Genomic DNA, 20,653 nt, shown 5'->3' with positions numbered 1-20,653 from the left:
AAATAGGCAGAAATCTGGAGCGGGTAACGGGAATTGAACCCGTAACTAAAGCTTGGGAAGCTGCCGTGATACCTTTTCACCATACCCGCGTATTCTCGAAATACGCGCGGGGTGCGGTGTGGTCAAGGGCGCTTAACCCTTACGCTTGCGCCGCCGTTCACCGCCCACACTGGCACCACCACCTGTGTTAAAGCTTACGTTGGGCAATGTTGTGATCTTCGCCAATTCTGGGAAAGGGTCCGTTTTGTGTGGGATCGCGCTGGCGTTAACGAAATGCTCTTGGAATTTTGGTTCGATTGCGGTTTCGACCTTTGTTATTTCACCGACAGTTTTCTCAATTTCTGCGCGCGAAGTGACGTTGCACAAGGCTATCCGCGCACCAGTTCCCGCAGCATTGCCCGCGCTGGTCACTTTGTCGAGAGGAGCATCAGGGATCATGCCAAGCACCATGGCGTGTTTTGGGGAAATATGCGCACCAAAAGCACCCGCAAGCACCACACGGCCCACAGTTTTCACTCCGCGCTCATCCATCAACAACCGCGCGCCTGCGTAAAGTGCTGATTTGGCGAGCTGAATCGCGCGTATGTCGCCTTGGGTCACAGAAATCAGCGGCCCGCCATCAGCAGTGGAATCGTGAATTACGTATGCATGAGTGCGTCCTTCTGGGATAGAGCGCGCCGTGCCAGTTTGCTTGGCAGAGCCTATCAAACCGCTGTCATCGACCAAACCTGCAATGCGCATTTCTGCGACTGCCTCGATGATGCCAGAGCCGCAGATTCCAGTGATCCCAGTCGTTGCAGTTGCCACATCAAAGCCGTCCTCATCAGACCAAATGTCCGATCCAATTACGCGAAAGCGTGGCTCTTTGGTGTCTGTATTTATCTCCAATCGCTCAATCGCGCCGGGGGCGGCGCGTTGGCCGGAACTAATCTGTGCGCCCTCAAATGCGGGGCCTGTGGGGGAGGAACAGGCCAGCACACGGCTTTCGTCACCGAGCAAGATTTCCGCGTTCGTGCCCACATCAACAACTAGAACCAAGTCTCTGGATTTGCCGGGTTCTTCGGACAGAGCGACGGCGGCGGCATCGGCACCCACATGGCCCGCAATACAGGGTAGGATGTAGATCCGCGCGTTGTCGTTCATCGCATGCAGATCCATTTCGCGCGCGTCTAAGCTCATTGAGCGGGAGGTGGCGAGTGCGAAAGGCGCTTGGCCCAGTTCGACGGGATCGATTCCTAAAAGCAGGTGGTGCATAACTGGATTACACACGAAAACCGTCTCAAAGATCGTATTAGGATCAATGTTTGCTTCAATCGCAATGCTTTCGGTCAACCCATTGATCGCCGTTCGCACAGCCGTTGTCATCTCAACGTCCCCACCGGGGTTCATCATCACATAAGACACGCGGCTCATCAGGTCTTCGCCAAAGCGGATTTGAGGGTTCATCAAGCCGGATGAGGCCATGACTTCGCCTGTCACCAAATCACACAAATGCGCGGCAATCGTGGTGGAGCCAAGATCAATCGCAAGACCGTAAATGCCGCCCTCATAGAGACCGGGCCAAACATCAAGGATGCGCGAATGACTTTCATCATGGCCTTTGTATAGCGCGACTGTGATCTGCCATTTACCTTTGCGCAAAGCGGGTTGCAGTTTGCTCAGAACGGGTAGGGCGGCGCGCACGTCCTTGATTTCCCACTGCTCTTGAAGCGCGCGCGCAACGCGTTCAAGATCGCCTGTCGGCGTGTGCATATCGGGTTCTGCCACCTCAATGAAATAGAGCTTTGTTGCGGGATCCATGGTGATCACGCGATTTGAGGCGGCCTTGCGGATCACTTGTTTGTGGACCTGGCTTTCCTCGGGCACGTCGATGACGATGTCCCCCTGAACCGTCGCCTGACAGCCAAGGCGGCGCCCTTTCTTTAGACCGCGCTTGTCGTCATAGCGTTGTTCCACAGCGTTCCATTCAGACAATGCATCTTCGGTCGCGGTGAGGCCGTGTTTAGAAAACTCACCAAAGGACGGCGTGATCTGGCATTTGGAACAAATCCCGCGTCCACCACAAACACTGTCGAGATCGACACCAAGCTGGCGCGCAGCCGTGAGAACAGGGGTTCCAACAGAAAAATGGCCACGTTTGCCCGACGGCGTGAAGACGACAAGAGGATCACTGGACATATTTTGCACCTGCGGATAAAGGTCTGATTTGCTTACCTTAAGCCGACACACGTGCGTGGAAAAGCGCACAAACGTCATAAAGAACATGAACCGCGTCGTTTTTCAGGATTTCACGAAACTGTGCTGCTCTCTCAGAAGTTTTGTGCCAAGGACTTTCCACACACTCACGCTGTTGTTAAGCATGTTCTAGACTTTTTGAGCGCTCCATTCAAAGTACCAAGGAATAGATAGATGTCGAGCCAAGCGCCCGAACCCAAACAGGGTGACGCCCCTCTAGAATTCTGGCGTCGTACGCCTCCAGCGCTGTTTCCATCGATGATGGGGTTGTTTGGACTCGGGCTCGCGTGGCGTGCTGCCAGTGACTATGCTCCTTTTGCCGTAACGCCTTGGTTTGGCTGTATTATTTTGGGTATAGCTTGTATCCTCGAGCTTTTTGTCGTGTCGTCATACCTTTCTAAATCCAGCTACCGACCCGCCGTGGTTTTGAACGATATGGCGACTGTACCCGGGCGCGCAGGCGTTTCTGCGCTGTCACTTAGCGTCTTTCTTTTTGCCGCGACATTGGCCCCGATCTCACCAACAGTCGCCAGCACCGCGCTTTTACTAGCATTGCCAATTCACTGCATTACAACATTGTTCGCGTTGATCATCATGCTCCGCACCCCAGATGGTTTGATCGTTTCGCCGGCTTGGCACCTCAGTTTTGTTGGCTTTATCGTGGCCTGCTTGGCGGCGGTGCCTCTAGGATATCTCGGACTGGCGCGCACAATCTTGCTGCTCACGGTACTAACTTCGGTGGTGATTTACGCGGTGAGCCTTTTGCAAATGAGCAATTCGGACACGCCGGCACCACTACGACCCATGTTGGTGATCCACCTTGCCCCTGTCAGCCTGTTCGCGATTGTTTGCAGCCTACTTGGTTACTCTTTTTTGTCCTTACTGTTTGCGACATTGGCGATTGGGGTCGCAGGATTGTTGCTCAGTTCGGTGCGCTACCTCACGGGCGCTGGATTTTCACCACTCTGGGGTGCGTTCACTTTTCCTGTAGCCGCCTTAAGCGTCGCGCTTTTCACCATTAGTGCACAGGTTGCAGCGTTCGCTTGGTTAGCGCTACTGCCGCTTCTCCTGATCAGTTGCCTTACACCATTTGTCGTGATCCGCGTGTTTGTGATGTGGTCGACTGGGGCGTTGGCCGCAAAAACCGGTGCTGCAACTGCATAAAGCAGCTCAAGCCTCTTTCCATTCTTCCAAAGCCGTGAAATAGAAAATTGCCAAACGTCCCTCCCAAGGAGAGCTCTGATGGAGATTCGCGAGGCCCTTACTTTTGATGATGTGCTACTGGTTCCTGCGGCTTCAAGTGTGATGCCCAGTACAGCTGATACGCGCACATTTGTGACCCAATCAATTGCTTTGAACATCCCGTTGCTTAGTTCTGCGATGGACACGGTGACAGAAAACCGAATGGCGATTTCCATGGCGCAAGCCGGCGGTATGGGGGTTATTCACCGCAATCTCGACGTGGAAGAACAGGCGCGCCAGGTGCGTCGCGTCAAACGGTTCGAGAGCGGCATCGTTTATAATCCGATTACATTGACGCCAGATCAAACGCTTGCGGATGCCAAAGCGCTGCAAGAGCGCTACCGGGTCACAGGATTTCCAGTAGTCGATGATAAGGGCCGCGTGCTTGGCATCGTAACCAACCGTGATATGCGGTTTGCGTTGGATGATACAACGCCTGTGAAACATATGATGACCTCGGATGATTTGGCGATTTTGCAAGAACCTGCAGAGCTGGAAGAGGCGAAAAGCCTGATGAAAGCGCGCCGCATCGAAAAGCTGTTGGTGACCGATGGCGTGGGCAAGCTAACTGGTTTGCTCACGCTCAAGGATACGGAGCAAGCGGTGTTGAATCCAACCGCATGTAAAGACGCCCTAGGTCGCTTGCGCGTTGCTGCTGCAACGACTGTAGGGGACGCTGGGTTTGAACGTTCTGCTGCTTTGGTGGATGCAGGTGTCGATATGATCGTGATCGACACGGCGCATGGTCATGCCGCCTCTGTCGCGGAAGCGGTGACACGCGCCAAAAATCTCTCGAACGAGGTGCAGGTCGTTGTCGGTAACGTGGTTACGGGCGAAGCGACGCGCGCTTTGATTGATGCGGGTGCGGATTCCATCAAGGTGGGGATCGGCCCAGGTTCCATCTGTACCACGCGGATGGTCGCAGGCGTCGGCATGCCCCAGCTCAGCGCGATCATGGATTGCGCTGCTGCCGCTGGGAACGTGCCGGTCATTGCGGATGGTGGCATCAAGTTCTCAGGCGATTTTGCCAAGGCCATCGCCGCTGGTGCGTCCTGCGCTATGGTTGGATCAATGATCGCAGGCACCGATGAAAGCCCGGGAGAAGTCATTCTTTATCAAGGTCGTAGCTTCAAAAGCTATCGCGGTATGGGCAGTCTAGGTGCGATGGCACGTGGCTCTGCGGATCGTTATTTTCAAAAGGATGCAGCGAGCGATAAGTTGGTGCCCGAAGGGATCGAGGGACAGGTTCCTTATAAGGGATCGGCAAGCGCGGTCGTGCATCAATTGGTTGGCGGTTTGCGTGCGGCGATGGGCTACACAGGCTGTGGGACGATTGAAGACATGCGCAAAAACTGCTCCTTCGTGAAGATCACAGGGGCAGGCTTGAAAGAAAGCCATGTGCATGATGTCCAAATCACCCGCGAGTCGCCGAATTATCGCATTGGATAGGCGTTTTTTATGACGCCAGGTGCGCGAATTTCGGCAGCAATTGAATGCCTTGATCTTATTTTTGACGGCATGCCCGCGGAAAAGGCGCTGACAGGATGGGCGCGTCGGTCGCGGTTTGCAGGATCCAAGGATCGGGCAGCAGTTCGCGATCACGTGTTTGATGTGCTACGGCGACGCGATACTTATGCTAACATAGGTGGCGGTTTGACGGGGCGCTCTGTGATGATCGGGCTCGCTCAGTTTCACGAAGATCTCGAGTTTGACGCGTTATTCAATGGTGTTGGGCATGCGCCTTATGAGTTGAGTGAGGAAGAAAAAGCGCGTCTTTCTAATACCTTGTCCAGTGAGGTGAATGGTGCTGAAGGTGCTTCTAATTTTTGGGACTTACAAGATTGGTGCCGCGATAAGCTATCTTCGTCTCACCCTCAAAATGCACGACACATCGCCGAAGCGTTGAAATCTCGCGCACCTGTTGATGTTCGGGTTAATTTGCGCCGCGCAACGGTTTCTCAGGCGCAAGAGCAGTTGCACGCTGAGGAGATTGAAGCTGAAGCATGTTCGCTCGCTCCTGCTGCGCTGCGCCTGAAACAAAACGCCCGCAAAATTGCGCGTTCGCAAACCTATCTCGACGGAATAATAGAATTGCAGGATGCTGGCAGTCAGGCGCTTGTTGGCGTGCTGCCTTTGGCAAATTGTAAAACCGTTCTCGACTATTGCGCCGGTGGCGGTGGCAAATCCCTTACAATCAGCGATATGTCTGATGCAAAGGTCTTCGCGCATGATATCAGTGTCGCGCGGATGGCCGACATCTCGAAACGTGCTGAAAGAGCAGGAGTTACAATACCCTGTCTCGCATCCGAAGATTTACCCAAACACGCTCCATTCGATTTGGTTCTGTGCGATGCGCCGTGTTCCGGGTCCGGGTCTTGGCGTCGTAGTCCGGATGCCAAGTGGCGTATTAAACCTAAAAAATTCAACGAACTCCTCGATTTACAGTTTGAAATTCTGTGCAAAGCGCAAAAATTAGTGGCTCCGATGGGGTATCTGGTGTACGCGACCTGCTCTCTTTTTGCTGAAGAAAATGAAAATCAAGTAAAGCGCTTGTTGGAAACGCACCCGAACTTCGAAAGAAAATCACAGCATAATTGGACGCCAGCGGACGGGTGCGACGGCTTTTTCGTCTGCGTGTTGCAGCTTAAGGCTTAGTTGCCCAACTATAAACTGCTAAATGCTATTCTTAAACTAGTGTTAATGTTTTTATTCTAGAGACATACGCAGCGAGTTTCAGGAGGTTTCTTTGGCAGACACAGCGCTAACGCAGAGTTGGTCTCAAAAGATCGCGCGCTTATCAGAGGCATATCATGCAAGGCTTTTTATCGTGGCAGTAGCGTTTTGCGTTTTTGCATTGGTTTCTCAAGAACGGTTTTTGATTTTGTCTTTCGGTGCATGTGCCTGCGTTCTGATATTCTTTTTGATCTCTCGGATCGTCCAAGGGCCAGAATTAGTGGTCAAGGAACACATCGACCTTTCGTATATTGAAGAGCTTTGTACAGATGACTTGCTTCCGACATTTGTGTCAGCGCTCAATGGGGATATCTTATGGCAAAACAGGAGCGCTAGACAGGCAGCTGGGGGGACTATCCAATTCGCACCTTCTATAGCGGCTTTTTTGGACGACCATCTCCCCAATGCATCGGCAATAGCGCGACGATTGTCTCAGCATGCGCAGGATCAAGGTCGTTTCACCGAGCGCCTGATTGGCTTGACGGGTCGCTTGGACGTACACGTGCAGACCTTAGGGAACAATCAACTTTGGCGTTTCGCACTAAAAGACAGCAATCCCAGCGTGGAACAATACGACGTTTTCATGCTGACGGTCGCGCGCAAAGTCACAATCTTGTTTATGAACAAAAATGCAAAGTCCTAATTGGTAAGAGAATTAAGTCAATAGATCAGCTTTTTACCTCGGGAATGCCGATGAACCGAACTCTGTAAACTCTTCAAACTACGGATGGGGTTATACGTGTCCACACTAATATTCCGCACCTTCAAGCAGACCGCTAACATATTATCATGACCCCGGTGGCAGACGGTATAGAAACCAAAAACTATGCGTTGAAAGATCTTCCGATCCCGCCACTCCAGTTCAGTTTGAATGGCACGATTGAACATGCAAACACCTCTGCGCTTACGCTTCTTGGATGTTCGAACTTGAAAGGACGCAGTTTAAGCGAAATTTTTGATGGCCATAGCGTGCTAGTTGAAGATTGGATCGAAAAGGTAAATAATGACATTCGACTATTGATGCAGAATTCTTACGCGCCCAAGGTGCGAAGACAGAGACCTTTGTTCAAGTGGCCCTGAAGCGCATAAACAGCCAACCCGATGCTAGTGTGGTCGCGATCCTTACTGATGCGACCAAGTTAAAGTCACTAGAAGCGTAATTTGTGCAAAGTCAAAAAATGCAGGCCATTGGACAATTGGCAGGTGGTGTGGCGCATGTTTTTAACAACCTGCTGACGGTCATTTCCGGCCATTGCGATCTAATGCTGCTCCGCCACGACCTGGGGGATAAGGATTACGCTGACTTAATGCAAGTCCATCAGAGCTCGAATCGTGCAGCTGGCTTGGTTAGTCAACTCTTAGTTTTTTCACGAAAACAAACGCTTTAGCTCGAGCATCTTGATTTGCGCAATACGCTGTCTGATTTGACGCATTTTCTCAACAGACTTGTCGGTGAAACGGTCACATTAACGTTAACACATGATCCAGTTTTGCGTGCAGTGCGCGCGGACAAGCGCCAACTTGAACAAGTGATTATGAACCTTGTCGTAAACGCGCGCGATGCGATGCCAGATGGCGGGGACCTAACCATTCAGACCGAAAGCATGACCCTCAGCACGCCACTGAAACGTGACCGCGTCACAGTGCCAGTCGGTGATTATATCTTGGTCCGCGTCAAAGACGAGGGGATTGGTATCGATGAAGAGTCTCTTCAAAAAATATTTGAACCTTTCTATACGATCCAACGTGTCGGCGAAGGAACGGGCCGATGGCTGTCGACAGCTTATGGTATTGTCAAGAAAACCGGCGGTTTTATTTTCGCTAACAGCAAACCGGGGGATGGAACTTGTTTTTCACTTCTTTTCCCGGCAAGCGATAAAGAAGACCTAATTAAAACAAAGTCTTCGTATGGACGTCTTGCACCATCTAAAGAACTTTGCAGCGGCGTTGTACTGTTGGTGGAAGATGAAGCGCCTGTAAGGGCCTTCGCAACGCGCGCATTGAGTGTACGCGGCTTTACCGTAATCGACGCTGGGTCCGCTGAAAAAGCGCTGGAATTGCTTGAAAAAACGGCGTTGCACGTTGATGTTTTTGTCACGGACGTTATCTCCGCTGGGATGGATGGGCCTACATGGGGGCAAGAGGCATTGATCGCGCGTCCGAATGTGAATGTCGTTTTTGTTTCAGGACATGCAGGGGGTGCATTTTAGGGCAAAAAACTCAAATTGCTCAAATCAGTCTTTCTGCCTAAACCATTTTCCTTGGTTGAGCTCACATCAACTGTGCAAAGTCAGCTCGACGTTTCAATACTATCCCAAAGCTCAAACTCTTCAGCCATTTTGCTACGAAAACGCTGTTCGGTTTTTTGTAACAGCTCAGGCGCAGGTCCCGAAGAAACATTCAAACGCTCAAAAGTAATCTCTTGAGCGAAACGACCTTGCAAAAAACCGCGCCAACCGTGGACATCTTCATACCGGAAAAGATGATCAATCTTGGTTCCATTTGGGCGCGGCTCTAGAAAGCGCGCCTGTGAACCGACATTCGCAAATGGTGGCGTATCGCCCCTCATATAGGCCAAAATGAATTCATCAAAACTGATCTGTGCCGTGGATTTGGGGGAGCCGTACAAGAAAGGGCGCTGGCGGTACTTGTACTAACTTCCAAGCCAGCTGATCGGCTCCCGCATCATGGCGAATGTCGCTATTTCTGCCTTGCAGGCTTTTTCGAACATCGGCCTAAAAAGGCGATTATAGCGATTATAGCGATAGACGGGCGCGTGTTTCAACTCGGGAGGCTCTGACACGATCATTGACGTTTTGTGCGCTAAGGCGGCTTCGATCGCCGTCGTTCTTGTCTTTGGAACAGACAGGAGAGCCAATTTTTTCTTCCAAAACAAGAGCATATCAATGTCTCTTACATTCTTTCAAACTTTATACGCATTCTTAACCGTTCCTAGCCAATCTACCAGAGTGAAAATTTAACTTGATTTGTTCTCTTTTTGGTCTCACTAAGGAATAAAATAGGAACATGCGAACCGATTGCTGCGCTCTGCGGCATATGAAATAAGGAAGCACACACAATGGCAACGGCAGATTTATTGAACATGAGCAGCAAAGCAACAGCAGACAAGCAAAAGGCGCTCGATAGCGCATTGGCACAGATCGAACGTCAGTTTGGCAAGGGATCTATCATGAAACTGGGCGATGAAAATGCTGTCCAGCAGATCGAAGCGACGTCCACAGGGTCGCTTGGATTGGACATTGCTCTGGGTATCGGCGGTCTGCCAAAGGGACGCATTGTTGAGATTTATGGCCCTGAAAGCTCTGGTAAGACGACTTTGACGCTTCACACTGTTGCAGAAGAGCAGAAGAAAGGCGGCGTGTGTGCCTTTGTTGATGCGGAACATGCACTTGATCCGCAGTACGCGAAAAAGCTTGGTGTTGATCTGGATGAATTGCTGATTTCGCAGCCTGACACGGGTGAGCAGGCGCTAGAGATTGTCGATACATTGGTGCGCTCGGGCGCGGTTAACATGATCGTGGTCGATTCGGTCGCGGCTCTGACGCCGAAGTCAGAACTTGAAGGCGACATGGGCGACAGCAGTGTCGGCGTGCACGCCCGTTTAATGAGCCAAGCCATGCGTAAACTCACGGGCTCAATTAGCCGTTCCAATTGTATGGTTATCTTTATTAACCAAATCAGGATGAAAATTGGTGTGATGTTCGGCTCACCCGAGACGACAACAGGCGGTAACGCGCTTAAGTTTTACTCCTCCGTACGTCTTGATATTCGCCGCATTGGTGCGTTGAAGGATCGTGACGAAGTGGTCGGTAATGCGACCCGCGTGAAAGTGGTGAAGAATAAAGTCGCACCACCGTTCAAGCAGGTTGAATTTGACATCATGTACGGTGAAGGCATTTCCAAGATGGGTGAATTGCTTGATCTGGGCGTTAAAGCGGGCATCGTCGATAAGTCTGGATCTTGGTTCAGTTATGGCGATGAGCGGATCGGTCAAGGGCGTGAGAATGCAAAGACGTTTTTGAAAGAGAACACGCGCATTTCCTATGAGATCGAAGATAAGATCCGCGCCGCACATGGTCTTGATTTCGACATGCCTAAAGAAGAACAAAAAGACGACGATGATATTTTGGAGGCGTAAAGACTGCTGAATATCAACGTAAAAGATTAAAGCGCTGCCATTTGGTGGCGCTTTTTCGTTTTATACCCACAAATCCCAATCATCCCCATCGGCCTGTGGACAGTGGACCAGCAGGGGGGTATTTCAAACCAAACGCAAATCCGGCCCAAAAGGCGCATGTCCCATGGCAAGTCTTAACGAAATTCGATCAACTTTCCTGAATTACTTTGAAAAACAGGGGCACGCTATTGTGCCCTCAAGTCCTCTTGTTCCACGCAACGATCCGACTTTGCTGTTCGCAAATTCGGGTATGGTGCAGTTCAAGAACCTGTTCACGGGGTTAGAGACCCGTGATTACGCGCGAGCGACAACCTCACAAAAATGCGTGCGCGCAGGTGGCAAGCACAACGATCTTGATAATGTCGGCTATACGGCGCGGCATCACACGTTTTTCGAGATGCTCGGTAATTTCAGCTTTGGTAACTACTTTAAGGCGGAAGCGATTGCATACGCTTGGGAGTTGCTGACGGTCGAGTTCAATATACCAAAAGAGCGGTTGCTCGTTACGGTTTATCACACCGACGATGAAGCGGCGGACATTTGGAAGAAAGTTGCGGGCCTGAGTGATGATCGCATCATTCGGATTGCGACGGATGATAATTTCTGGCGCATGGGTCCGACGGGTCCGTGTGGTCCGTGTACGGAAATCTTCTTTGATCACGGCGACCACATTTGGGGTGGACCACCCGGTAGCCCGGAAGAGGATGGTGATCGTTTCATCGAGATTTGGAACATTGTCTTCATGCAAAACGAACAATTCGAAGATGGCACCATGAAACCTTTGGAGATGCAAAGCATCGACACGGGAATGGGGCTGGAACGGATTGGTGCGCTGCTGCAAGGCAAGCATGACAATTACGATACGGATTTGATGCGTTCGCTGATCGAAGCCAGTGCGGATGCGACCAGCGTTGATCCTGACGGTCCAACGAAAACGCATCACCGCGTGATTGCGGATCATTTGCGCTCCACCTCCTTTTTGATCGCGGATGGTGTCATGCCGTCAAACGATGGGCGGGGCTACGTTTTGCGTCGCATCATGCGCCGTGCCATGCGTCATGCACATTTGTTGGGTGCAAAAGATCCTTTGATGCACCGTTTGGTGCCTGCCTTGGTGCGCCAGATGGGTGCGGCCTTCCCAGAACTTGGGCAAGCGCAGGCGCTGATCGCAGAGACGCTGCGCCTTGAGGAAACTCGCTTCAAGAAGACGCTGGAGCGCGGATTGAAGTTGCTCGACGATGAATTGGTTGGTCTCCCTGAGGGGCAGGTCTTCTCAGGGAATGCAGCATTCAAGCTCTATGACACATTCGGTTTCCCGCTCGATCTGACGCAAGACGCGTTGCGTGAAAAGGGCCGTGAGGCCGATGTGGACGGTTTCAATCAAGCCATGGAAGCCCAGAAAGCCAAGGCGCGTGCTGCGTGGTCCGGCACGGGCGAAGCCGCGGATAGCGCGATTTGGTTCGATATAGTGGACGCTTATGGTGCGACGGATTTCCTGGGCTACGACACAGAAACGGCTGAGGGTCAGATTGCGACGCTCGTCATCGACGGTGCAGAGGCTGACGCTGCCAAAGTCGGGCAGGAGGTTCAGATCATCCTGAACCAATCCCCGTTCTATGCAGAAAGCGGTGGTCAGGTTGGGGACAAAGGGATCATCAAAACCGAAACCGGCACTGCGGTGGTGAGCGACACTAAGAAGAGCCAGGGCGTCATTATACATATGGCGACTATGCAGGATGGTGAAATTACCAAAGGCAGTGCGGCGATCCTTGAGGTTGATCATGGGCGCAGAACGGCCATTCGGGCGAACCATTCCGCGACGCATTTGCTGCACGAAGCCTTGCGTGCAGCCCTTGGTGACCATGTGGCGCAGCGCGGCTCTTTGAACGCTGAGGATCGCCTGCGCTTTGATTTCTCTCACAGTGCGGCGGTGTCGGGCGAGGATTTGATCAAGGTTGAGAAAGAGGTGAACGCTTATATTCGTCAGAATGCGCCCGTAGAGACACGTATCATGACACCAGACGATGCCCGCGCGCTTGGGGCACAAGCGCTTTTCGGTGAAAAGTACGGAGATGAAGTGCGTGTGGTGTCCATGGGCACGCAAACGGGGTCTGGCAAAGGCAGCAATGGGGACACCTATTCGTTGGAGCTGTGTGGCGGCACGCATGTGCGTCAAACCGGCGATATCGGAGCCTTCGCGCTGTTGGGCGATAGTGCGTCGAGCGCAGGTGTGCGCCGGATTGAAGCGCTGACAGGCGAAGCGGCGCTGGATCACATGCGCGCGCAAGACCAACGCTTGAGCGAAGTTGCAGGCGATCTTAAGGCGCAAGCGTCAGACGTTCCTGCGCGCGTGAAGGCGCTCCTGGAAGAGCGCAAGGCGCTGTCCAATGAAGTGGCGCAACTGCGTCGTGAATTGGCGATGTCGGGCGGTGCAGGGCAGGGTGGCGGCGCAGAAGCCGAAATAGTGAACGGTATAAACTTTGTTGCGCAGGTTCTCACAGGTGTATCCGGAAAGGATTTGCCTGCCCTTATAGATGAGCACAAAACGCACATTGGTTCAGGTGCGGTTCTGCTTATCGCAGATGCAGGCGGAAAAGCTGCGGTCGCTGCGGGTGTGACTGACGATACGACAGGCAAAATTTCTGCCGTTGATTTGGTTAAGGCCGCGGTTGTCGAACTAGGTGGTAAAGGCGGTGGTGGTCGTCCTGATATGGCGCAGGGTGGCGGTAAAGATGCGACCAACGCAGATGCGGCGATTGCGGCTGCGAAACAAATTTTGGAGGGCTAAACGATGTCAAGCGCACTTTGGATAGCAAATGTTCATGTGACTGACGAGGCGGCTTATAGCGAATATGCAAGCCGCGCGACGGGTGCAATCGCTGAGCATGGTGGCGTGTTTTTGGCGCGCGCTGGTAGGTATGAGCAGCTCGAAGGGCGAGATCGTGCACGAAACGTTGTTGCTCGTTTCCCGTCTCTGCAAGCGGCACATGACTGTTATCACTCCGATGCGTATCAAGCCGCACTTGATTTCGCACGTGGAGCATCGGAGCGGGATCTGGTCATCGTCGAAGAATTCTAACATCCAATACAAGCGCGTAACACAGTCAAACAACACCGGCAGTTATCTGCCAGTGTTTTATATTTGAGCGGTCAAGTCGTATAAGCGCGATACACAAAGTGAACAAAAATTTTGTGGATATCTTTGGATTTAACCTGAGCATTTCGACAGGATGTTTCTGAATTCTTGTTAAAAAAGAAAACAATCTTAATAGGATAGTTCGACTATTTCGCAGGTTTTCCTAGTGTGCTTTTATTGTAAAATTACCTTAGGTATAAAATTGATGCTTAAAAATAACATTTTTACGATAGCAAGTAAGATAAGGGGTTTTGCTTAACTCACCCCAGAACAACACGGATTTCCCTATAGCTGCGCCAAGTTTCTACGCGCTAGGATTTTAGTACGTGAAGGGTAAGTCGCAGGATATTTAAATGAAAACGGCCCTAATTTTGCTGTTGTAGCAGCAATCGCATTCGCAGCACCAGCAATCGCTTGGGCAGGCAAAACAGTAGCTTGCCTTACTACGACAAGCACATTGTTCCTGCAAAGTACTCTGCAGTTAAGGTTGTCTTTAAAGAGAGCATGACTCAGTATGAGCACCGCAATGGTCACATCGAACTTGTTAAGAACTTATCTGTGTACAAAGAAGTTCGAACGAAAGCTGCTGACTTCCACTACGTGATGCGCGAAGTCAAATGCCATCACTAATTAGTTAACTGCGCGCGGTCTGCGTTAGCACTCAGCGCCAAACCTATCAAAAGCATGAGATTTCGATCTCGCGCTTTTTTATGTCGAATGGATTGCCGATTTGGAAACGAACCAACTTTTTTCGCTCAATTAGACCAAAACACAATTATAACATGAAATATGCAATGTCTTGCCCCGAATACTTGGTGAAAGGTCCATGCCTTAGTTGAGCTTTCATTGTAGTAAGACACATTAAAAAGACCCTATTTACAGCAGTTATTGCCGCAATCGGTTTTGCAGCACCAGCAATGGCCTGGGAAGGCAACGCAGTTGCTTGCTATGACAAGCACCTCGTGCCTGCGAAACACACCTACACAAAGCACATGGTTAACGACAGCAAGAAGCAGTACGAACATCGCAAGGGTCGCATCGAGCTAGTTTCTTATCCAGCTATTTTACCGTTAGGTAGCGACACTTAAGAAAGCGTCCCAGTACGTTATGGTTCAGGTTAAGTGCCATCACTAAGTGAGATCGAGACTGCGCAGTCATCATAAGAATTACGTATTTTCTCCCCTATAAAAGAAAAGCGCGATGGTTCTCCCCATCGCGCTTTTTTCGTTCTAGATTAGTATTTTATATGCTTAGGCGCTACGCGACTGGCGCTTGCGTTCATGCGGATCAAGGTAACGCTTGCGAAGACGAATAGAGTTCGGCGTCACTTCCACCAACTCATCGTCGTTAATGTAAGCAATCGCCTCTTCAAGGCTAAGCGTGACAGGCGTGGTCAAACGCACCGCTTCATCTGTGCCAGAGGCACGTACGTTTGTAAGTTTCTTACCTTTGAGTGGGTTCACTTCCAGATCGTTCTCACGGCTGTGCTCGCCAATGATCATACCCGTGTACACATCAGTCTGTGCACCAATGAACATTTTACCGCGATCCTCTAGGTTCCAAAGCGCGAAGGCCACGGATTGACCGTTGTCCATCGACAAAAGAACGCCAGCGCGACGACCAGGGATAGATCCTTTGTGCTCTGTCCAGCCATGGAAAACACGGTTGAGAACACCGGTTCCGCGCGTATCGGTCAAGAATTCACCATGATAACCGATCAAGCCACGTGACGGAACGCGCAGAATAATGCGAGTTTTGCCAGCACCAGCAGGACGCATCTCAACAATTTCGCCTTTGCGAGAGCCTGTAAGTTTTTCGATCACAACGCCGGAATATTCATCGTCCACGTCGATTGTGGCCTCTTCAACAGGCTCCATGCGTTGGCCGTTCAGACCTTCTTTCATGATCACCTGAGGGCGCGAGATCGAAAGTTCGAACCCTTCACGGCGCATGTTTTCGATCAAGACACCCATCTGAAGTTCGCCGCGACCAGAGACTTCAAACGCATCGCCACCCGGCGTGTCCGCGATCTTGATCGCAACGTTGGATTCGGCTTCTTTGTGCAGACGATCGCGAATAACGCGTGATTGAACCTTTTTACCATCGCGACCAGCCAATGGGCTGTCATTAATGCCGAAGGTCACAGTAATGGTCGGCGGATCGATAGGTTGTGCGGGCAGGGCGGCATCAACTGCAAGCGCACAGATCGTGTCAGCAACCGTCGCTTTGGACATGCCTGCGATGGAGACGATATCGCCAGCCAACGCTTCCTCGATATCTTGCTCTGCAAGACCACGGAAGGCTTGTATACGCGTGACGCGAAACTGCTCGATCTTTTGGCCAATGCGGGAAAGCGCTTGAACCGTTGCACCAACTTTCAGCTTACCCGTTTCAACGCGACCGGTCAGCAAGCGACCGACAAAAGCGTCAGAGCCCAAAGTTGTTGCCAGCATAGAAAAATCTTCGTTCTGACGCGAAATCTGGCGCGGCTTTGGCACGTGGTTCACAATAAGATCAAACAAAGCACTCAAGTCTTTGCGAGGTCCATCTAGTTCATTGTCGGCCCAGCCATTACGGCCAGAGGCATACATATGCGGGAAATCAAGTTGATCATCGTTCGCATCCAAAGACGCGAACAGATCGAAACACTCATCAAGCGCGCGATCAGGCTCTGCATCGCCTTTGTCCACTTTGTTCAGGCAAACGATAGGGCGCAGGCCAAGTGCAAGCGCCTTAGACGTCACAAATTTGGTTTGTGGCATAGGGCCTTCAGCCGCATCGACTAGTAATACAACCCCGTCGACCATGGACAGAATACGTTCAACTTCGCCACCAAAATCCGCGTGACCAGGCGTGTCCACGATGTTGATGCGCGTGCCTTTCCACTCTACTGACGTGGGCTTGGCGAAAATTGTGATGCCGCGCTCGCGCTCGATCGCGTCATTGTCCATAGCGCGTTCAGCCACGGCTTGGTTTTCGCGAAATGCGCCGGATTGCTTAAGAAGTTCGTCCACCAGCGTCGTCTTGCCGTGGTCGACGTGTGCGATAATCGCAATGTTGCGAAGGTCCATTTGGGTCTGCCTTTACCTGAGTTGCGCCCCCGTTATAGGCAGAGCGCTCAAAAGGCCAGTGAAATAGCGCCGCACCCTTAATTGCGCGCGACGCTTGGCTTCATCTTGCGCATAAACTCAATCTTTAGGACGGCAAATGTATTTTGAACCGGCTGCGAAGCTCACTGTCCAAAGCCGCATCGAATCTTGCGGCGGACCGTGTTTCCAATATTTCCTCTTTGCGCGCTTTAGCTTTCTCTACCAATACAGGTTTGCCGAGCTCTGACCATTCCTTAGGGGAGGTGCGATCACCAAATGTTGGATAAACATGATCCGCCTCCATGCGGCCCAATGTTTGCCTAGTCCCTAGATAGTGACCCGGACCGCCCATGCAGACCGACGCAATCTGATCCAGCGCGAGGGTCTCATCGTTTACTTCAATCCCGCGTACGCAGCGCATGGCTTGACCGATGAGATCATTAGACAGGATCAGGCTCTCATGACAAAATCCAAGCAAGGATGAATGCATCCCAGCCGCTTCATACACCATGTTCAACCCTGACAGACCGGCCATCACGTTAGAACACATTTGCTCCCAGCCAGCTTGCATGTCAGGCATTTTGGAATCCGACGCTCCGCCCGCAGCACCACCCGGTAGTCCGTAGAATGCATGCATCTGCGCGCAACCTGACGATAACAAAGCTTGCTCGCCCGATCCAACTGACATGGCCCCTGTGCGCAGATCCAACCCAAACGGCCAAGTTCCAAAAATCGCTGGATGACCCGGTGCGATGGCGTTCACATAGACCAGCCCCGCGAGGCATTCCGCAGTGGCTTGCGTTATTGCGCCCGCAATTGTGGAGGGCGCGGTTGCCCCCGCCATGCCCGCGGAGAGCAATAAAACAGGCATGCCGCCCGCGATGCAAGCTTCCATCACTTCGCACGCTTCTGTTGCGAATTTCATTGGCGGAACCACGAAGCAGTTGGTGTTGGACATAAAGGGCCGTTCGCGCCACTTATCTTCGCCACCCGCAATCGTGTGCAGCATCTCAAGTGCGTATTTGACGTATCCGGGCTCTGTGAAGGATGTGCCGATATGCTTATTGGTGCCACTCGTGCAGGCGTAGATCGTGTTGAGATCCATTTCCAAGTTGTCTGTTATATCACGACACACCATTGGGCGCTGCACAAAGCTGATATTGTCGAGTACATCACAAATGCGCGCCGCATCATGCAAGTCCTGCACAGTGCTTTCGCGGTATTCATTGCCCTCAACATCAACCACATGCACCGCCGCACCTGCAGTTCCATAGTGTACGCGCTGGCCGGAGAGATCGAGATCCGTCTTTCCATCTCGACTGAACAACACAACATCGCGGTTGGCTTTTGCTAATGCATCCTCGACCAAAGCGCGAGGAAAGCGAATGCGTCCGTCGTCGCCCAAAATCGCGCCTGCGTCCGTCAGGATTTGCACGCCAGACTCTGGAGCATCCGCAAGTCCAATGGTTTCCAACGCCGTCAGCGCAGCTTTGTGGATTTTCTCGACATCGGCATCGCTCAGCGGTTTGTACCGACCGCCCTCCATTCCGGGCCGGATGGGGCGCAGGTGATCGGCGAGTTTGGCAGAGCGAGCTTCGCGCCGCGCGTTGCGGCCACCAGCACGACGGGACGGGGTTTGATCATTCATTTGATTAGCTTTCGATTGGATTTAGGGCAGGGCGAAAACCCTTTACGGACGGCCCCGCGCAGCACGTCCCCGTCGCGCCCCAATCGTCACGCGTGTCAGCGTGAGCTTCCAAATTCGATCTTTCAAAAGTCGTCCTCCCGACGCTTCTGCTAAGAGTGGAAACTTTATTTATTGACGGTTCTAAGCTGAAAACGACGAGTGGTCGCTTTCAGACCCTTTCACCATTTGCTGCTTGCGCCACCGCCACCGGATGACCCACCGCCAAAGCTGGATTTGGACGAAGACGAACTAATCCGGCTGATCGTATACGGCACCACATTTCGGTAGGAACAATTCGAACAGGTGGTGATTACATCGCCGTCCCCTGTGTTTATCTTTGTTGCTTTGTTCTTCACGTGCCGTGTGCGATCCAGATGGCGTGTTCCACACTCAGGACATTTCTTTAGCTTTAGGAAATTATCTTTGAAGATAAGCGCAGCAATGCCACCAACGAAAGCCATGACAATCGCCCAAACCCAGTTATTCGACGCTCCAGTCGACGGCTCTTCCCCCGCAAGAAAGGGCGTGACAATCGTGTTGATTGTGTCTGTGACCCCAGCCTCTATTCCGTCTTGATAGCGATCTTCCTTGAACGCAGGCAGGAAAGAACGATCAATAACGCGCGCCGCGGCACGACCCCAATCCCGTCCGTAGCTGCCACCAAGTTCAATCCGCATGGCGCGGTCTGTTTTCATCACAAGGACCAGAACACCGTCATTGCTGGTCTTGTCGCCAATGCCCCATTCGTTGAAAAGGCCCGTAGCGAATTTTTCAAGCGTGATGTCGGGGGCGAACATTTCTTGACGCGATAGGGTGAGAACGGCCATTTCAACGCCCGTGTCTTTCTTCAGCGCCTCCAATTGCGCAACGATGCGCGCCTCTGATGTGTCATCTAAAAGTCCCGCGTAGTCGTTCACGGTGGTTGAATTGTACTCAAGTTAGGATTGCGCGTATGCATTGTGGGCGCTGAAAACCAGCGCGAGGATCATCAAAAAACGTGTCATGCTAAAACGCTCTTTTATTCTTATGAAAAGAGCTTATCGCAGTTTGACCTATTCACAAAGCGCGGCCGCAAAGGCGCATAATTCGCGCAATGCGGCGGCGTAGGCCGTGTCCTCAATCGTCATCGCCACGCGCAAGTGCCCGGCCGCAGCACGCCCAAAACTTTCACCGGGCATCACAGCGATATGGCGTTCATCGAGCAGACGGTTAGCAAACGTTTCTCCCGAAAGACCCGTCGCGCGAATATCAAGCATTACGTACATCGCGCCATCCGCAGGGATCATTTTAACCAGGTTCTGCTCTGCAAGTATATCAACAGCCAAAGCACGGCGGCGCTTAAACGGCGCTGCGATCTCTGCCTCTAGAGCTGGCCCTTGTTCCAACGCGAAAAGGGCGGCGTCCTGTACAAAGCCTGCAACACCGTAGGTCGTGTGAGTCGCTAGATTAACCAGATGTTCAATCGCTGTGCGCGGTCCGACGATCCAACCAACACGGCTGCCCGTCATCGCATGGCTTTTAGACATAGAGCCGATAACAAGCGTGCGCTCCGCCATATCCCGCAGGGCGCGCGGTGAGATATGCACGCCCTCCCAAATTTGCGTGTCATAAACCTCGTCAGAGATCAGCCACAGATCTCGCCGTTTGCACACCTCGGCAATACCTTCAAGCGTGCCAAGGGTATAGACGACGCCCGTCGGGTTATTGGGGGAGTTTATCAGCAGGCTGGCAGCGCCCTCGACCTGCGCCTCAATATCGGCTGCGCGGGGTTGAAAGCCGTTTTTTGCATCGGCCTCAATCGGTGTCGCAATCGCGCCAATCGCTCGCAAAGTGCCGGGATAGGTGGCGTAATAAGGATCAATGAACATCGCTTTTTTGCCTTTGGGGCAGGTGGCAAGATGCGACGCGAAGAGGGCCGATTGCCCACCCGGCGTGATCATCACGTTTTCTGGACCCGTTGGAACACCCGTACGCTCTTGCACACGGCGCGCTACCTCGCGCCGCAGGGCTGCGATCCCTGGCACCATCGCATAGCCCGTATGCCCGCCACGCGCAGAGGCGTGCATTGCGTCTAAAATGATCGGGTCGGTGCTAATATCATGCTCGCCAATCGTCAATTCCGTCACAGGGGTGCCCGCCGCGATCATTTTGCGTGCGCGCATGAAGACTTCCCAACCGTCAGAACCACCGCCGGTGATTTCGGTCAATGTGGGGGATAAATTGGGCATGGCGACCTCCTGGGATGCGATGCGCAAATTGGCCAAGGCGCGCAGGATTCGTCAATACGCTGGACGGAACTGATTTCTCCCGCTAAGAAAGTCTCATGAACCACG

The 20,653-nt window shown here is 52.2% G+C and carries 15 protein-coding genes and 1 tRNA gene; 9 read left to right on the top strand and 7 right to left on the bottom strand.

Annotated features, from left to right (window positions below; translation table 11 throughout):
- Window positions 1-15: 15 nt before the first annotated feature.
- Together QZ280_RS12750 and QZ280_RS12745 are read right to left on the bottom strand one after the other, a co-directional pair.
- A tRNA-Gly gene (locus tag QZ280_RS12750) sits at window positions 16-89 on the bottom strand.
- A 43-nt stretch (window positions 90-132) separates the two neighbouring features.
- Window positions 133-2,178: an ASKHA domain-containing protein gene (locus QZ280_RS12745; RefSeq protein WP_293444777.1), complete on the bottom strand. Its 2,046-nt coding sequence runs from the start codon at window positions 2,176-2,178 to the stop codon at window positions 133-135.
- Between the two features lie 231 nt (window positions 2,179-2,409).
- Here QZ280_RS12745 and QZ280_RS12740 point away from each other — a divergent pair, with 231 nt between their 5' ends.
- From QZ280_RS12740 to QZ280_RS16445, 6 genes are all read left to right on the top strand, one after another.
- Window positions 2,410-3,399, top strand: coding sequence for a tellurium resistance protein (locus QZ280_RS12740; protein WP_293444775.1), 990 nt, complete (start codon window positions 2,410-2,412; stop codon window positions 3,397-3,399).
- Window positions 3,400-3,477: 78 nt separating this feature from the next.
- A complete protein-coding gene (gene guaB / locus QZ280_RS12735) occupies window positions 3,478-4,926 on the top strand; it encodes an IMP dehydrogenase (RefSeq protein ID WP_293444773.1) in 1,449 nt (482 codons plus the stop codon).
- Between the two features lie 9 nt (window positions 4,927-4,935).
- Window positions 4,936-6,132, top strand: coding sequence for an RsmB/NOP family class I SAM-dependent RNA methyltransferase (locus tag QZ280_RS12730; RefSeq protein WP_293444771.1), 1,197 nt, complete (start codon window positions 4,936-4,938; stop codon window positions 6,130-6,132).
- A 91-nt stretch (window positions 6,133-6,223) separates the two neighbouring features.
- Window positions 6,224-6,853 (top strand): hypothetical protein, encoded by a 630-nt coding sequence (locus QZ280_RS12725; RefSeq protein WP_293444769.1) that lies wholly within the window; start codon window positions 6,224-6,226, stop codon window positions 6,851-6,853.
- Between the two features lie 535 nt (window positions 6,854-7,388).
- Window positions 7,389-7,598: a histidine kinase dimerization/phospho-acceptor domain-containing protein gene (locus QZ280_RS16450; protein ID WP_365734750.1), complete on the top strand. Its 210-nt coding sequence runs from the start codon at window positions 7,389-7,391 to the stop codon at window positions 7,596-7,598.
- 147 nt (window positions 7,599-7,745) lie between these two features.
- Window positions 7,746-8,420, top strand: a complete 675-nt coding sequence (locus tag QZ280_RS16445; RefSeq protein WP_365734748.1) for an ATP-binding protein — start codon at window positions 7,746-7,748, stop codon at window positions 8,418-8,420.
- An 80-nt stretch (window positions 8,421-8,500) separates the two neighbouring features.
- On the opposite strand, the gene QZ280_RS16440 is transcribed toward QZ280_RS16445, so the two are convergent.
- Window positions 8,501-8,839 carry a hypothetical protein gene (locus QZ280_RS16440; RefSeq protein ID WP_365734680.1) on the bottom strand — a complete coding sequence of 113 codons (339 nt, stop codon included), beginning with the start codon at window positions 8,837-8,839 and terminating at the stop codon, window positions 8,501-8,503.
- A gap of 450 nt (window positions 8,840-9,289) precedes the next feature.
- On the opposite strand from QZ280_RS16440, the gene recA reads away from it, so the two are divergent.
- The 3 genes from recA to QZ280_RS12700 all read left to right on the top strand — a co-directional run bounded on the left by recA (window position 9,290) and on the right by QZ280_RS12700 (window position 13,487).
- On the top strand, window positions 9,290-10,369 hold the full coding sequence (gene recA, locus QZ280_RS12710) for a recombinase RecA (protein WP_040777979.1): 1,080 nt from the start codon (window positions 9,290-9,292) through the stop codon (window positions 10,367-10,369).
- Between the two features lie 163 nt (window positions 10,370-10,532).
- The gene (gene alaS / locus QZ280_RS12705) at window positions 10,533-13,196 is read left to right on the top strand and encodes an alanine--tRNA ligase (RefSeq protein ID WP_293444766.1); all 2,664 of its coding nucleotides are present in this window, start codon (window positions 10,533-10,535) and stop codon (window positions 13,194-13,196) included.
- Window positions 13,197-13,199: 3 nt separating this feature from the next.
- Window positions 13,200-13,487 carry a DUF1330 domain-containing protein gene (locus QZ280_RS12700; RefSeq protein ID WP_293444765.1) on the top strand — a complete coding sequence of 96 codons (288 nt, stop codon included), beginning with the start codon at window positions 13,200-13,202 and terminating at the stop codon, window positions 13,485-13,487.
- A gap of 1,307 nt (window positions 13,488-14,794) precedes the next feature.
- On the opposite strand, the gene typA is transcribed toward QZ280_RS12700, so the two are convergent.
- The 4 genes from typA to QZ280_RS12680 all read right to left on the bottom strand — a co-directional run bounded on the left by typA (window position 14,795) and on the right by QZ280_RS12680 (window position 20,548).
- Window positions 14,795-16,615, bottom strand: a complete 1,821-nt coding sequence (gene typA, locus QZ280_RS12695; RefSeq protein ID WP_293444763.1) for a translational GTPase TypA — start codon at window positions 16,613-16,615, stop codon at window positions 14,795-14,797.
- 124 nt (window positions 16,616-16,739) lie between these two features.
- Window positions 16,740-18,281, bottom strand: coding sequence for a trimethylamine methyltransferase family protein (locus tag QZ280_RS12690; RefSeq protein WP_293444761.1), 1,542 nt, complete (start codon window positions 18,279-18,281; stop codon window positions 16,740-16,742).
- A gap of 218 nt (window positions 18,282-18,499) precedes the next feature.
- Window positions 18,500-19,237 carry a TPM domain-containing protein gene (locus QZ280_RS12685; protein ID WP_293444759.1) on the bottom strand — a complete coding sequence of 246 codons (738 nt, stop codon included), beginning with the start codon at window positions 19,235-19,237 and terminating at the stop codon, window positions 18,500-18,502.
- A gap of 135 nt (window positions 19,238-19,372) precedes the next feature.
- Window positions 19,373-20,548, bottom strand: coding sequence for a pyridoxal phosphate-dependent aminotransferase (locus QZ280_RS12680; protein ID WP_293444757.1), 1,176 nt, complete (start codon window positions 20,546-20,548; stop codon window positions 19,373-19,375).
- Between the last annotated feature and the right edge of the window lie 105 nt (window positions 20,549-20,653).

Origin of the sequence: Planktotalea sp. (assembly GCF_018607995.1) — a bacterium.
Taxonomy (GTDB): Bacteria; Pseudomonadota; Alphaproteobacteria; order Rhodobacterales; family Rhodobacteraceae; genus Planktotalea.
The sequence above is the reverse complement of the archived record's forward strand: the minus strand, read 5'-3'. Positions and strand labels throughout refer to the sequence as shown.

Bases quoted from the DNA above. Each gene is read 5' to 3' on its own strand.
- QZ280_RS12700 (WP_293444765.1), top strand. From the start codon at position 13,200: ATGTCAAGCGCACTTTGGATAGCAAATGTTCATGTGACTGACGAGGCG.
- QZ280_RS12690 (WP_293444761.1), bottom strand. From the start codon at position 18,281: ATGAATGATCAAACCCCGTCCCGTCGTGCTGGTGGCCGCAACGCGCGG.
- QZ280_RS12680 (WP_293444757.1), bottom strand. From the start codon at position 20,548: ATGCCCAATTTATCCCCCACATTGACCGAAATCACCGGCGGTGGTTCT.
- QZ280_RS16450 (WP_365734750.1), top strand. From the start codon at position 7,389: ATGCAGGCCATTGGACAATTGGCAGGTGGTGTGGCGCATGTTTTTAAC.
- QZ280_RS12745 (WP_293444777.1), bottom strand. From the start codon at position 2,178: ATGTCCAGTGATCCTCTTGTCGTCTTCACGCCGTCGGGCAAACGTGGC.
- alaS (WP_293444766.1), top strand. From the start codon at position 10,533: ATGGCAAGTCTTAACGAAATTCGATCAACTTTCCTGAATTACTTTGAA.
- QZ280_RS16445 (WP_365734748.1), top strand. From the start codon at position 7,746: ATGAACCTTGTCGTAAACGCGCGCGATGCGATGCCAGATGGCGGGGAC.
- guaB (WP_293444773.1), top strand. From the start codon at position 3,478: ATGGAGATTCGCGAGGCCCTTACTTTTGATGATGTGCTACTGGTTCCT.
- QZ280_RS12730 (WP_293444771.1), top strand. From the start codon at position 4,936: ATGACGCCAGGTGCGCGAATTTCGGCAGCAATTGAATGCCTTGATCTT.
- typA (WP_293444763.1), bottom strand. From the start codon at position 16,615: ATGGACCTTCGCAACATTGCGATTATCGCACACGTCGACCACGGCAAG.
- QZ280_RS12740 (WP_293444775.1), top strand. From the start codon at position 2,410: ATGTCGAGCCAAGCGCCCGAACCCAAACAGGGTGACGCCCCTCTAGAA.
- recA (WP_040777979.1), top strand. From the start codon at position 9,290: ATGGCAACGGCAGATTTATTGAACATGAGCAGCAAAGCAACAGCAGAC.